Genomic DNA, 14,635 nt, shown 5'->3' with positions numbered 1-14,635 from the left:
GTCAGGCAGCTGTCATTAATCCTGCGTGCCAATAAAGTTGACGGGGGGTAGTTTACTTTTGCGGCTAATACTATGACACCAGCACAACAGCAACGGGTATCTACCGTACTCGCTTTTTCTCTTCTACCTTTATCAGGTTTCGCTACCGATATTTATATTCCTAGCCTGCCTGCTATGGGCTCCGCCCTGCATATCAGTAATGTACAAGTGCAGTTAACGCTGACCCTGTTCCTTATCAGTTATGGTGTATCGCAGCTTTTTATTGGCAGTGTGCTGGATAGTTACGGACGGTATAAATTCAGCCTGATTTCCCTGGTTGTTTTCGGTTTTTCATGCCTCGCCGTTGCGCTTAGCCATGATATTTATCTCATCTGCTTAATGCGCATACTCCAGGGCATCACCGTTGCAATGATCGTTGTAGCCAAACGCGCCTATTTTTTAGATGTTTACGAAGGCGACCGGCTTAAACATTACCTCAGTATGTTTACCATCATCTGGTCGGCCGGGCCTATTGTTGCGCCGTTCATTGGCGGATACCTCGAACATCTTTTCGGCTGGCAGTCCAATTTTTACTTCCTGGCGCTGCTGGCTTTCGTAATTGCTGTTCTGGAGTACTTTTACAGCGGTGAAACGTTAAAAAATCCAGTGACATTTAATCTAAAGAATATTGGCGGCATTTACATGACGATGATCCGAACTACGGGCTTTACACTAGGCATACTTATGCTGAGCTTCGCATATGCCATGGTGATGATCTATAACATGACCGGGCCATTCATTATCGAGCATCAGCTGATGCTGACTCCTGTTATTGCCGGCTACTGCTCCCTATTGCTTGGCTTTGCGTGGATGATTGGCGGGTTCATTGGCAGGGCTCTCATCAAAAAGCCATTTTACGGTAAAATGCTGGTCAACATTGGCCTGCAGCTCCTCTTCGTAGTAGTAATGATAGCAAGTTTAATATTCCAGCAAAGCCTGGCTTCTTTGCTCATATTCGCATTTCTTATCCATGTTGGCGCAGGGTTTACTTATAACAATTATTTCACTTATTGCCTCAGCAGGTTTCCACAATATGCGGCCATCTCCGGTGGGATGACCGGCGGTGTGGTTTATATCCTGGTATCGTTCTTCAGTTATGGCATCGTCAATATTTTGCCACCTAAAGATGAAGCGCATTTAAGCCATAGTTACTTTATCCTCATTGTTTTATCTGCGGTGGTTATGTCGGTTATATTTGCGCTGTACTACCGTGACCGCAGTAAAACTCAAGCTGCCTAAAAGTTCGGATCGAAATTAAAATAGATTGGATTTGATAACCCTACCATATTTCCGCTTAATGCCATAGACCCCGGGACTTGCGGATAAGCGGTTTGCGGCCCCTCTACTACCACGCGGTAATAAGTGCGGCCAGTTGCTTCAGGTGTATCTTCAAATTCAGCAGCAGGTATTTTTCCTTTTGCAGTCAGCGTTTTAAAAGGACCGCCATTTTTAATCACCTTAACCGTGTAAACGCCATCCGGTATCGTGGTGCCGCCTAGCTGGATGCGGAAGTTTACAGGCTTACCTGTTGATAAAGTATTATCGCCCATCATCATATCCATGTTACCGTCTTGGTTAATATCAGCGTAAAATTCTATCCTTGGTCCAAACGGATTGGCACTTACCGATACCCTGCCATTACTTAAAGCATCAACCACTGCCTGCGATTTGCGCGCCGCAGCAAATACCCAGGTGGTTGGTGTACCTACATAGTTAGCATTACGCTGGTAGGTATTGGAGGTTGCCTTGTCCGGCGAATCTGGTGTACCGTGATGAGCATCGCTGCCGCCCCTGCCGGTTACCTTTCGACCCGAGGACAACATATCATCCCAGATCATAATAGCGTTGGCGTTTTTACTCCATATAGCGGAGTTCCAAACTTCTATGGAGTTCACCAGGTCATAAGAATAGCCAAAATTATCTTTACCGCTTGGATGATTGGCCGATAAGTGTATGCCCAGCGCTTTTTTCACTTTTCCAATTTCCAAATCACGCTGATCGCGCACATCGTACAATTGCTGATGATCATATGGTTTCGCAGAAAACACATTGCCATGGCCGCGGGTAGTTGTCCATTCCGCACCGTAAAGCAATAGCACCGAATCTGACTTAAATTCAGGATCGGTCCAGGTATTGTGTGCTACGTCGCCTTGTACGTGGTTATCATGATCGGTTATGCAGATATAGTCCATCCCTACCGACTGCGAAAAATCAAGGATCTTTTTAATAGAATTATTTGAAGATTCGGTACTATGGCGTGAGTGCATATGTAATTCACCTTTCAGCCAGACCCCCTTCGCAAGGTCGGGTACCGGCGGGATAGCTTTAATTGGTTTTGCCGTCCAGGGATTTACGTGCGCAGATTTCTGCTGAGCCACCGCATTAAAACATCCCACGATATTCAGCAATACCAAAGCGCAAAAGGTGCCGGTCCGCAAAGCAATATGATTACTAATTCTAATTTGATTGGATAAATAGTTTTCCATAGTTGGCAAAGCTATTTTGGCGTTGTTAAGGTAAGGTTACGAGGGCAATATCAAATTGTACTGTATCTAAGCTGTTACAGGCAACAGCATATCAATATGCTCAATATCATCTTCCAGGTAAACTTCTGTTTGCTGTTCAAACCCAAGCGAAGCATAAAATTCTTTTAAATAGAACTGCGCTCCGATCCGGATGGGTTGGGTTCCAAACACCCGGTAAGCCTGTTTAATAGATTCCTCCATCAGTTTGCGGGCCAGCCCTTTGCCGCGAAAATCAGCGCCAACCACTACCCGGCCAATGGAGATTTCAACAAATGATACGCCGGCAGGCACCAACCTGGTGTAAGCAGCCAATCTGCCGTCATCGAAAAATAGCAAATGGTGGCATTTTTGATCCTTGTTATCGGCATCCAAATAAATACATTGCTGCTCTATCACAAAGATCTCACTCCTCAGCCGCAGAACCTGATAAAGTTCATGTACGCTTAAGTCTTCAAAAGTTTTGAGAATAAATGTGCCGGGGTTGTCCATGTGGCGAAGTTAAATATTATTGGGTTCAGTTGAAGGTAACTTTTGGACAGGAATGACCCGGATTTTTTGTTTCGAACTTCAAATATCAATTCGAATTCGAAAAATTTTGATTCCCCTACAGCTTCAAATTGCAAACACAAGTTCTCTGCCCCGTATTAGTCAAAACTAGCTCATTAGCAAACCCTGGGTAAATCCACGCCCTCATTTATTCCAGCCTATTTAAACTTTTAAATGATCACTTTTATAAGCCTACTTAAAAATGTATTATCTTGCTACCTAATTTGTATAATTTATGGGCGAATACCAAGAACATAGTTTTTTTAGCGAACACGCACGCCCTTTCTGGCAATACGTACAGGCGACTATGCTCTCGTTGCTTCAAAAAGATAAAAATCGTTGCATCCTTGATCTTGGTTGCGGAAATGGCTACCTGGTTAACTTCCTAATCTCGCAAGGTTACAATGCTTATGGTATCGACGCGTCACAAACTGGTATCGGCATTGCTAACCAGGTAAACCCCGGCCGGTTTTTTATCCAGGATCTGGATGACAATCAGCTGCCTGCGGAGATTCGCGCTCAGCCCTTTGATACAATCGTTTCCACTGAGGTAATAGAACATATCTACAACCCCTTTATTTTTATGGCTCTTTGCAAAGAAGTGCTTACTAAAAATGGTGGCGGCGATATCATTTTAACCACGCCTTATCATGGCTACTTAAAAAACCTGGTTTTAAGTATTTTTGATAAGTGGGATAAACATACAAATGCTGTGGCGGTTGGCGGGCATATAAAATTCTGGTCAAAAGCCTCGTTAAGCAAGTTACTCACCCAAAGCGGCTTTACAGTAACTAATTTCGCAGGTTGCGGCCGCATGCCCTACATGTGGAAATCAATGGTGATGAAAGCTAAATTAAACGTTTAGCAATTGTAAACATCCGGCATCGTTGTAATGCTTAGAAATTGTCAAATAGACAGTATATGATTAGGTAAAATAAAACACAAAAAAGGCCTTTTTACATTCGCAGCGTGTTTAAACAGGCTGGGAGCTGGTAAGGTAGTCTGTTTAGGGTTCGAGTCCCTCCTATGCCACTGTTCAACCCCAAACTATATATCCCGCTCTATTATATTTGCTTAATTAGATCGTATTTATCGAGCCTTAGACGAATCATCTTGCAGAGATATCCCTAACAATTCATGCAGCCACGAATAACCCATCTTACAGAAAAGTACGTTATTGGCAAAAGTTTCAGTACCAGTTATATAGATAATAAAACCTTTACACTATGGCAAAGCTTTATGCCTGCGAAAAAACAAATACCAAATTGCTTAGGTTCAGAACTATTTTCAATAGAAGTTTACCCGCCGGCGTATTTTGATGTTTTCGACCCTGTAAAAGAATTTAAAAAATGGGCAGCGGTTGAAGTGATGGACCTCATTAACATCCCGCCCCAAATGGAGGCAATGACTTTACCAGTGGGTCTATACGCAGTTTTCATACACTTCGGACTCGCGATTAACGGACCTGAAACTTACCGTGCTATTTTCGAAGGCTGGCTGCCAAAATCTGGTTATGGTATAGATCAAAGACCGCATTTTGCGATCATGGGCAATAAATACCTGCCAAATTCTACCGATTCTGAAGAAGAGATCTGGATCCCAATTAAGTTGAAATAGTATAGGTTATTTTAACCCAATAGTAAAGCTGTCCGCCATACTGCTATTCAATTCCTGCTTCGCTGTACCCGCATAATGCAAAGCAAAAAACTCGCCCTTCAATGTAAAAGATTCACTTGTTTTTTCGAGCGATAGTGTAAGGAAACCATGTCGGTCATCACAATAACCCTGCAGCTTCACTTCATCAAATAATTGATTATCTCCTGTAAACATGTCGTCATCAATACGTGCGATCGAATGGAGTTCGTCATATCCGCCGGCTCCGGCTACTACAAAAGTAACCTCCCCGCCATTTGCATACACCTTGCTAAAACGCTGATAATTATGCACATGACCGCTTAAAACGATATCTGGTGTTACCCCACTTTCCGTGAATGCTTCCTGTAAAAAAGTTATCATAGGGATACTGCTGCCATGGTTAATATCTGCCGAATAAGGAGCATGGTGCATGCATACTATTATGGCCTTTCCCGGGCGCTGCGCATCGGCCAACTTTAGTTGGTCAACAAACCATAAATGTTGTTCGTTAGTTACAATGCCAAATTTGGGCACATTGCTATAAAGCCCTATGATAGTTGCCAGTGGCGTTTCCAATACCCAGTAAACATTAGGCTGTATCATGCTTTTACGGGCGGCATTTTTGCTGAACGCTACCATACGGGGGGCACTATCGCAAAAAACCGTGTTGAATGCATCCAGGCTTTTGTATGGTGCGGTGCTATCCGGGTTCACATCAGCATCATGGTTACCTGCAATCGCAAATATAGGTGCAGGATATTGGCTAAAGGGTTCAAAAAACTGGCTGTGGTATTCGCTCGCCTCGCCATGGTTATATACAATATCGCCAAGGTGATATAAAAACTGTGGCCGGTCGGCTAAATTTTGGGTTTGGGTAAACTGCTCCGTCATTTCGGCTGCAACTTTATGCAAAAAAGAAAGATCGCGAACGCTGCCGCTATCACCCAGCATCTGAAACACCATCTTATTTTGCTGTGTAGCAGCCTTTACAGCTGAAAGCTTAAGGTGGTATGGATATTCGCCTGTAGCAGCAGGCATGGGCTGAAACTTAGCGCTGTCATCCGGTTGGTGCAGTTTAAATACGGGGCCTGTATGTTTGGTATCGCTCAATGGTGCCAGTTTTTAAATTAAACTCAAAAATACATATAACATATTAAGTAAGCGTTAACTCGTAATAGTGTGTTAGAGTTCAAGTCAGCAAAGTATTAATTTAGTCGTTAACAGTTTGGCAACAAAAGGCTCATTTTGATGCGCTTACTCCGAATCAAAATGGTTAAGATTTTTTTATCTTTCAAGATCATTTGTTAAAAATCATACTTACTATTTATTGCTTTGGATGCCCTCTTTTTGGCCCCGCAAGTAATTAAAACACAATTATCCCGCATCCCGTTTTGATTTCTATTCCCGTATAGACTTAATGCAAGCGGAAAACCGGGGACGCTGAACCGGTATGAAAGAGCCGGCATAACGATTGGCAACTAATGTTAAGCTGCAGGTGTAAGACGTATCTAAAGATTTAAATACATTTTGAAACAAATCCTGTGACTATAAATATAAGCAATCCGTAAATGCATAATTTGCAAACCAACAGAATACAGGTAATGCCAAAAGGCCACGAAGAGAATTTCGCGGCCTTCTTATTGATATGGATCGTAAGTTTCTAAAGACAGATCGCCTTTAAATTTTAATGACCAGGTAGCCCGTTTTGCGGATCACTTCGGCGCCCTTTTTATAGGCTAGCGCATAAAAATATGTACCAGCTTTCTGCATTGTTCCATTGGCCGCATGGCCATCAAATACTTTGCTGCTATTGTCGTAACCTGTTGCACTGTAAATAACGTCTCCATTGGTATTCATGATCTTTACCGTATTATCCGGGTAAGCAGTTATATTATCTATGGTAAATACATCATTTATACCATCAGCATTTGGTGACATCCCCTGGTGAATATTCACCTCAGCGGGGGCAGGCTCATTCGCCAATACATCCTGCGCTGCCATAACAGGCTTCAAATTCGCAGAGAGTACAACAGGCATCGCTGTTGTAGCTACATTCGCTCCGTTATACCGGGAAATGTTATATACTGAATTTGCCCCCGAACCGTTGTATTCTATCACAACAGCGCGATAGTTTGTCTTTGCCGACAAACCTGTAATGTTTACCGTATTACCCGTACCATTGTATATGCAGTACCAGCCGCTGTTACCTACCTGTGTGCCTGCGCCAAACGCGCCCGGCTGGTAGGTCATTCCGTTAATAGCAGGCAGTACCCCGCTGGTGCCCAATCTCATAAATACTGCACGCGCTGCGCCGTTGCTACTGAGCCAGCTTAAAGTAGTACTTGTGGCTGCCGTATTAGTAAATGTGAGTGATACTGCATAACCCGTTGGGGCCTCTATTGGTGTGGTAAAATTGGCGGGAGTAATGGCTGCCGTAAGATATTTTGGCGCAGCTAGCGTGCCATTGTATTCAACAACCGCCACCCGGTAAGTTTGCCCGTTGATTAACTGGCTTATATTGGCTGTAGTTCCCGTTCCGTTATAAATACAATACCAGCCACTATTACCTATTTGAGTACCGTTATTAAATTTGGGGCCGCCTGCATAATAAATTTCTGCTGGTAATGGAGCACCTATTGCACTGTTACTCACGAAAACAGCCCGGCCTGCACCGTTACCATTCGTCCAGCTTACCGTTGTACTTGTGCCGGTAGTGCCCGCAAAAGTTACACCCGATGCCTGCACCGTTGGCGAAACTTTAGGCGTTGTCACATCCAGGGGGGCAAACCTTGAAATAAGATAGCGTTCGCTGCCAGGGTCACCGTTATACTCAATAACCTCTGCACGGTAAGTGGTACCAGCTAGTAAATTAGAAATATTTACCGTTGAACCGGCACCGTTATACACACAATACCAGCCGGATGTACCCAGTTGGGTACCCGAACCGATTGCAGCGTTGGCTTTGTAAGTGGTAAAATCTGCCGGAACAGGTAATGCATTTCCTTTTACACCAATGAACACAGCACGAAGCCCCCCGTTGCCTTTTGTCCAGCTTAGGGTAGTGCTGGTTGCTGTTGTGTTGGTAAAAGCCAATGCTGTGGCGTAACCGCTTGGTGGATCAAGGTATGCTGTTTTAAAAGTTTCACCAGAATACATCATATAGCCCGGTTCGGTATAAACCGGCTCTGTTTTGCTTCCGTTATAATTAACACCCGCTATACGGTAATATGCACCTGGTTGCAGTCCGGTTATAATTAGCCTGTCGGTGGAATATGCACCGTTGTATACGCAGAACCAGCCACTGTTATGGATTTGATCGCCGGCACCAAATTTAAAATTCGCCATGTAGGCTGTTGTTCCCGGCAATGGTATTTCGTTGTAATCAGATGGGTATACGCCATCCTTTTTAATTATTTCTTTCACAAATATGGCCACCCCCACCGGTACCGGTCCAAATGCACTATAAGAGACAATATCCCGCGTTGTGGCAGGGATTTTACCAGGAGCTGTGCTTATTTGAGTATAATAATTGGGAGCAACAATGGACGTAGTTACCCTGGTCGTAACTCCTGTTACCTGGTAGGTTTCGGATCCGGTATTGCCCGTATATTCCACTATCGATGCCGTGTAGGTGGTGCCGGTTTTTAGTCCTTTAATATTTACATAACCGCCTGTACCATTGTAAACGCAATACCAGCCTTTAGCCGCAACGCTTCCGGTTGGTTTAGAAATACCGGTTGACATAAACAGGCTATCAGCGACATACGCCGTACCGTTAATCACTGCAGGTAAGCCATCCGTACCCATCTTTAAAAATACTGCGCGTTTGGTGGTTCCGTCTCCGCGCGGCCAGCTTAGCGTGGTGCTCGTATCTGTTGTATTGGAAAAAGTTATGGTGGTAGCGTGATCAAGGGGGTTATATAGCGTAGTACCAAATGCTGTTACCGAACCGGCATAATTATCGAAATCGCCGTTAGCCGCATATATGGGAACTGTTTTATCGCCGGGGACGCCGAAGAATGCGGTTGACCCGTCCGCGCTCAAGGCGCATGAAGTGTTTGAATACTGATCAACATCAGCGGGAGGAGTCTCCGCCGGCACCTCCCTTTGGGTCCAGGTGCTGCCGTTGCGGGTAAAGGCTATTAGATGTTCGCCTGCAGCCAGCACGGTATTACCGTCTGCACTCAGAGCAGTTCCGTGTACGCCCTCTTGTTTTGTCCACATACCGGCGGTGCGCTGGTAAACGGCACCACCAGCAATAAAAGTGTTACCATCCGCACTTAGTTTGATGTATCTAACGTCTTGCAATATTTTAGTTTCTACAGCCCAGCCTGTAGGTTTAAGAACATAGATAACAGTGTAAGGAATTTGAAAAACATAATTATATCGTCCGTAAAGGCCAAACGATACAGATGCGGCTGTTTTACCATCGGCACTTATTGCTACCAGGTTTCCCGGTTTACCGGTGTAGGCATTATAATATTGTGGTTCCTGAGGGATATCGTTTCCATACTCGTCAATTTGAGGCCTTTGATAGACCGCATACCTCGCCGAATCAGCAGGCACATCGGGCACTGCTTGTGCCTGCCAGGTATTATTGATAAATTTCATAATAGTTAAGCCACGTGGTGTATACCCCCCGCCGCCATAATTACCACCGCGCGATTGCCTGCCCAATATGGCTGTTTTACCATCTGCCGAAAGGGCAACCGTACTGCCCACCGAATCATTTAAGGTTTTTCCATCGGTCCAAATATTATTGTTGCGTTTATATAACGCTACCGGTCCCGACACACCTACTTCCTTACCTATTAATACCGTGTTTCCGTCGGCACTTAAGGATACGTCGTTTTGACTCGCAATACTCCCAATACCAGCACTAAAAACATGGGTAACATTCCACCTACCGTTTGTGCGCGTGTACAATAGGTATACATTATAATAGTTTTGCAAACCCGAAACTATGGCGGTATTGCCGTCAGCACTCAGCGTAACCGATGAGCCCTGCTGAGCCACAACTTGATTACCATATGATGATGAACGTTTAGCGCTATCGATAAGCTTTGCGCCTTGCTGAAAAATGGGATAAGGTATGTGGTTACGGTAAAATCAGTGGCAGAACTTACACCGTCAACTACCGTTTTGCCAGTAATTGCCCCCGGCATTACCATCCCCACTATTTGAGTAGCCGTATACGATGTAATGATAGCAGGCTTACCACCTATAATAAGTGTTGATGAAGACGTAAACCCGCTGCCACTTACAGTAACTAAAGTACCTGGTGCCCCTGACGAAGGCATAAAAGATGTGATGGTTAACGCAAATGCGGTTGCATGCATGCTGTTTGCAGAGGATGTCGGTTTAGCACCAGATGCAGATATGGCGTAAAATGCTATTGCAAGCACCAGTACAATGCATTTGGCTTTTCGATAACAAAGTTGAGGGAATGAAATTGCGTATAAGGTTAAGGCGTTAATCATATAAATAAATATTACATTCTATGGCATTGCTAAATACTTACCATTAAATGCACATATTTTTTTTCAAAATGCGCCCACTGATATGATAAGGTTAGTTTTTACATAACTGATTTTAACCCTAATATTCAGCTACATACAGTTATTATAAGCCAAATATAGCTATTTAAATATTATTTATTATTAAAATACTATTTAAATAATCATCAGAGAACCAATTTAAGTGATTAATTAACACTCTGCAGGAAAAACCGCTTTTCGGACTAAATCGCTTTAAAATAAACTTTACTTTAGAAAAGACCATTAGGGCCTTGAAAAAAATGCCACGCGGGATTTATGCTTTATTTGAAGTTAATTTAGTGCGTATAAAAAAATAGTGTTGCCGTCAAAAGGATAACACCGGCATTCGCCTAATATATTGCCCGCCCTCTAAAATCTGGAGCATAAACTTAGCTACATCAAGGCGGCTGATGGTTAAGTGTGGTTTGGGAATATTATTTAAACTTACCCTCACCGGTTTGCTTTTAAGTGAATTAACCAGTCCAACAGGGCGCGCAATTGTGTAGTTCAATGCGGATGCCTCGAAAAGTTCTTCCTGTTTTTCATGGTCCCGGTAAGCGATACCGATGTTACTATTATCTATCAACCATTTAAACCACCAGGGTATCTCCTGCCGGCTGCTGCCAGCGCCCCAGGCAGAAATTACGATAACCCGGGAAATGCCATAATTGGGTGCCAGATCAATCAAATGCGCCGCGGTTTCGGAGAGCAGTGTTTTTGGTGTACGCAAGGGCGACCATGGAAAATCTGAAGTGCGGGAGATATTAAGTGCGCTTAAAACCGCTTCGCAACCATTCATGGCGTTGGCCAAAATGTTTTTGTCTGCGGGTGTCCCCTCAAAAATTGTTAAGGCAGCATGTAAAGCCACTTTGCTTTTATCGCGCAGTAAAACATTAATATGATAACCGCTGGCTAAAGCCTGCTGCAAGAGTAATTTACCCGTACGGCCAGTAGCACCTAAAATGAGGATTCGCATAGCTCAAAAATAGATCATTATCAGAAAGATGCACGTAAATAATTAGCCATAATTATCTGAAAAACTTAATTTAACCCAATAGTAAAAAATTAAGGACAAAAATCAATTGTTGCTGATCGTGCTGACTAAATTTTACCACATCTCAGACAAAATTTAAGCTATTAGTAAAATACTTCATTCTTAGTTTCTAAAAACTACCTGAATAGGCAACCACGATCTTTTTTATTGCTCTTTAAGGCTATTTAAGACAAAAAATTAATAATTTAGTAACAAACTAACACTCACGATGAAAAAACCATTACTTTTTTGTTTTTTCCTGATGATATTTCAATTTTGCCGGGCACAGGAAACATTTCCTGTTAATGGCAGCTGGGATATCCGCCCCGGGAAATACGCTTTTATTAACGCTACCATTGTTACCAGTGCCGACTTAAGCATTGCCAAGGGTACGCTGCTGGTGAACGACCGCACTATTGAAGCCGTAGGCGCGCAGGTCACTATCCCCAAAGGCTACATTACCGTTGACCTTAAAGGAAAATTCATTTACCCCGGTTTGATAGATGCTTATACCACCTATGGCATGCCCGAAGCCCCGCGACAAGCCTTTGGCGCCGGCGGTTTTGGTGGCGCAAGGGTATATGTATCCAACAAACCCGGTGCTTATGGCTGGAACGAGGCCATTAAGCCGGAAATGAGCGCAAAAACCGTGTTTCATGTAAATACCGATGCAGCGGAAGTGCTTAAAAAGAATGGCTTCAGCACCGTGCAGTCTTTAATTCACGATGGTATTGCCCGAGGCACTTCTGCAGTGGTGAGCCTTGGTGATGAGCGAGACAACTTCGTCATGCTGAACGACCAGGCAGCGGCCCATTATTCCTTCAGCAAAGGTACCGCAGCAACCAACTACCCTTCTTCGTTAATGGGCAGTATAGCCCTGTTGCGCCAAACTTATTTGGATGCGGCCTGTTACAAAACCCAAAAAAACGAGTACAATATTTCGCTGGATGAATTTAATAAAACGCAAAACCTGCCGCAGATCTTCGAGGTGAATGATCCGCAATCTATCTTGCGTGCCGTAAAAATTGCCAAAGAGTTTGGCAAACAATTTATTTTAAAGACAGATGGGTTGGAGTATCAGCGTATTGCCGCAGTTAAAGCAACGGGCAGCGCGTTGATCATCCCGTTGAACTTCCCGGCACCCTACGAGATCGAAGATCCGCTGGATGCCCGTAACGTGAGCTACGAACAACTGAAAGGCTGGGAACTGGCACCAACTAATCCTGCGGCGCTGGAAAAAGCAGGGGTTAAATTTGCGATCACCTCTTATGGTTTAACAAGCGCCAAGGATTTCTGGACCAACCTGCGCAGCGCCATTAGTTACGGGTTGACAGAAAAACAGGCCCTGCAGTCCCTAACTACTATCCCGGCAGAAATGCTGGGCGTTAGCGATAAGGTAGGTACGCTTGCCAAAGGTAAACTGGCCAGTTTCATTATCACTTCTGATAGCTTGTTCAAATCCGAAAATGTAATCTATGAAAACTGGGTGGAAGGCCGGCCTTACACTGTATCCAAAATGGATGTAGCCGATCTGCGCGGAACATACACACTCACCGGCGATGCCTTCGCAAATACGGTTTTAAAGATAGGCGGCACACCGGGTAGTTATGATGTAAACATCGAAAGGGCCGGCAATGACAGCGTAAAAGTCAAAGGTACTATCGTACGCACAGGTGATGACGTAAGCATTTACTTTAACTACAAAGCCAAACCGGCGGGGATCATCCGGCTGGCGGGCCATATTTCAGCCGTGTCTCCCTTAACTATTCGCGGTAATGCAATTTTACCTGATGGTAATACAACTGCATTCAGTGCTACTTATTCCGCAGCTGCTTTGGTAATAGCACCCTCTAAAAAGGATGCGCCTAAACCAAATCTGGCTATTGGCCCTGTTATATATCCCTTTGCGCCGTTTGGATACACGGAGCTACCAAAAGCTGAAACCGTATTACTGAAAAACGCTACCGTCTGGACCAACGAAAAAGAAGGCATTCTGCAAAATACCGATGTACTGCTGGAGAACGGTAAGATAAAAGCCGTTGGTAAAAACCTGACCGCAGGCAGCGCCAAAGTAGTAGATGCTACCGGCAAAAACGTTACCGCGGGGATTGTAGATGAGCATTCACACATTGCGATCTCCAACGGGATCAACGAGGGTACGCAATCTGTAACTTCGGAAGTCCGGATAGCCGATATCATTGATGGGGAAGACATTAACATTTACCGACAGCTGGCTGGCGGGGTTACCACATCGCACATTTTACATGGTTCGGCCAATGCTATCGGCGGTCAAACACAACTGATCAAACACCGCTGGGGTATGCTGCCGGAGGAGTTGAAGTTTGCCGGTGCTGACGGTTTCATCAAATTTGCACTGGGCGAGAACGTTAAAGGCAGCAACAATAATATTACGCCTGGCTCTGTACTCCGCTTTCCGCAAACAAGGATGGGTGTGGAAGAAGTATACATAGATGCTTTTACCCGGGCTAAAGAATATAAAGCCGCCCGTGCTGTAAAAGGAAATACGGTTCGCCGCGACCTGGAGTTAGATGCGCTGGTAGAGATCCTGGATAACAAACGCTTTATCACCTGCCACTCCTACGTGCAGTCAGAGATCAACATGCTGATGCACGTGGCCGATTCGCTGGGATTTAAGATCAACACCTTTACTCACATATTAGAGGGTTATAAAGTAGCCGATAAAATGAAAGCGCATAACATTGCGGGATCAACCTTCAGCGACTGGTGGGCTTACAAAAATGAGGTAGCCGAGGCAATCCCTTATAATGGCAAGCTGATGCACGAGGTGGGTTTGGTTACCGGGTTTAATTCGGATGACGACGAGATGGCCCGCCGGTTAAACCAGGAAGCCGGCAAGGCGGTTACTTACGGGCACATGAGCCAGGAAGAAGCGCTGAAACTGGTTACGCTAAACCCCGCCAAAATGATGCATGTAGATAACCGCATCGGCAGTATTAAGGTTGGCAAAGATGCCGACGTTGTGGTATGGTCGGCAAATCCTTTATCCATCTATGCAGTTGCCGAGAAAACGTATGTAGATGGCGTACTGTATTGGGATTATTCGCAGGATGCGGCTAAGCAACAAACTGTACAGGCAGATGAGGCACGCATCGTTCAAAAAATGCTCGATTTGAAAAACGCCGGTGCAACTACACAAAAGCCATCAGGACCGCGCAGGCCGCGATCTTACCAATGCGAAACTTTGGAAGAAGATAACTTTGTGGTGCAGGACGACTATACCGAAATGGAGAAAGAACGTTCAGCCAAACAATCCGCTGCGAGAATTAAATAACCCCCAA

The 14,635-nt window shown here is 44.5% G+C and carries 10 protein-coding genes; 5 read left to right on the top strand and 5 right to left on the bottom strand.

What is annotated here, in order from left to right; translation table 11 throughout:
• Positions 1-72 precede the first annotated feature (72 nt).
• Positions 73-1,278, top strand: coding sequence for a multidrug transporter (locus tag A0256_16020; GenBank protein AMR32816.1), 1,206 nt, complete (start codon positions 73-75; stop codon positions 1,276-1,278).
• Here A0256_16020 and A0256_16015 read toward each other — a convergent pair.
• Both A0256_16015 and A0256_16010 read right to left on the bottom strand, forming a co-directional pair.
• On the bottom strand, positions 1,275-2,453 hold the full coding sequence (locus tag A0256_16015; protein AMR34583.1) for a histidinol-phosphatase: 1,179 nt from the start codon (positions 2,451-2,453) through the stop codon (positions 1,275-1,277). The two genes, A0256_16020 and A0256_16015, sit on opposite strands and share 4 nt — an antisense overlap.
• Before the next feature lie 138 nt (positions 2,454-2,591).
• Positions 2,592-3,053, bottom strand: coding sequence for a GNAT family acetyltransferase (locus tag A0256_16010; protein AMR32815.1), 462 nt, complete (start codon positions 3,051-3,053; stop codon positions 2,592-2,594).
• A gap of 292 nt (positions 3,054-3,345) precedes the next feature.
• Here A0256_16010 and A0256_16005 point away from each other — a divergent pair, with 292 nt between their 5' ends.
• Together A0256_16005 and A0256_16000 are read left to right on the top strand one after the other, a co-directional pair.
• Positions 3,346-3,975, top strand: coding sequence for a methyltransferase (locus A0256_16005; GenBank protein ID AMR32814.1), 630 nt, complete (start codon positions 3,346-3,348; stop codon positions 3,973-3,975).
• 272 nt (positions 3,976-4,247) lie between these two features.
• Positions 4,248-4,727 carry an AraC family transcriptional regulator gene (locus A0256_16000; GenBank protein AMR32813.1) on the top strand — a complete coding sequence of 160 codons (480 nt, stop codon included), beginning with the start codon at positions 4,248-4,250 and terminating at the stop codon, positions 4,725-4,727.
• A 6-nt stretch (positions 4,728-4,733) separates the two neighbouring features.
• On the opposite strand, the gene A0256_15995 is transcribed toward A0256_16000, so the two are convergent.
• Both A0256_15995 and A0256_15990 read right to left on the bottom strand, forming a co-directional pair.
• Entirely contained in the window at positions 4,734-5,855 is a 1,122-nt protein-coding gene (locus A0256_15995) for a metallophosphoesterase (protein ID AMR32812.1), read from the bottom strand.
• A gap of 567 nt (positions 5,856-6,422) precedes the next feature.
• Positions 6,423-9,761, bottom strand: coding sequence for a hypothetical protein (locus A0256_15990; GenBank protein AMR32811.1), 3,339 nt, complete (start codon positions 9,759-9,761; stop codon positions 6,423-6,425).
• A 186-nt stretch (positions 9,762-9,947) separates the two neighbouring features.
• Here A0256_15990 and A0256_15985 point away from each other — a divergent pair, with 186 nt between their 5' ends.
• Positions 9,948-10,133, top strand: a complete 186-nt coding sequence (locus A0256_15985; protein AMR32810.1) for a hypothetical protein — start codon at positions 9,948-9,950, stop codon at positions 10,131-10,133.
• 474 nt (positions 10,134-10,607) lie between these two features.
• Here A0256_15985 and A0256_15980 read toward each other — a convergent pair whose 3' ends face one another.
• Positions 10,608-11,258 carry a hypothetical protein gene (locus A0256_15980; protein ID AMR32809.1) on the bottom strand — a complete coding sequence of 217 codons (651 nt, stop codon included), beginning with the start codon at positions 11,256-11,258 and terminating at the stop codon, positions 10,608-10,610.
• A 286-nt stretch (positions 11,259-11,544) separates the two neighbouring features.
• Between A0256_15980 and A0256_15975 the strand changes: the two genes are divergently transcribed.
• Positions 11,545-14,628 carry an amidohydrolase gene (locus tag A0256_15975; GenBank protein ID AMR32808.1) on the top strand — a complete coding sequence of 1,028 codons (3,084 nt, stop codon included), beginning with the start codon at positions 11,545-11,547 and terminating at the stop codon, positions 14,626-14,628.
• Positions 14,629-14,635: the final 7 nt, after the last annotated feature.

This window comes from Mucilaginibacter sp. PAMC 26640 (assembly GCA_001596135.1).
GTDB lineage: Bacteria > Bacteroidota > Bacteroidia > Sphingobacteriales > Sphingobacteriaceae > Mucilaginibacter.
The sequence above is the reverse complement of the archived record's forward strand: the minus strand, read 5'-3'. Positions and strand labels throughout refer to the sequence as shown.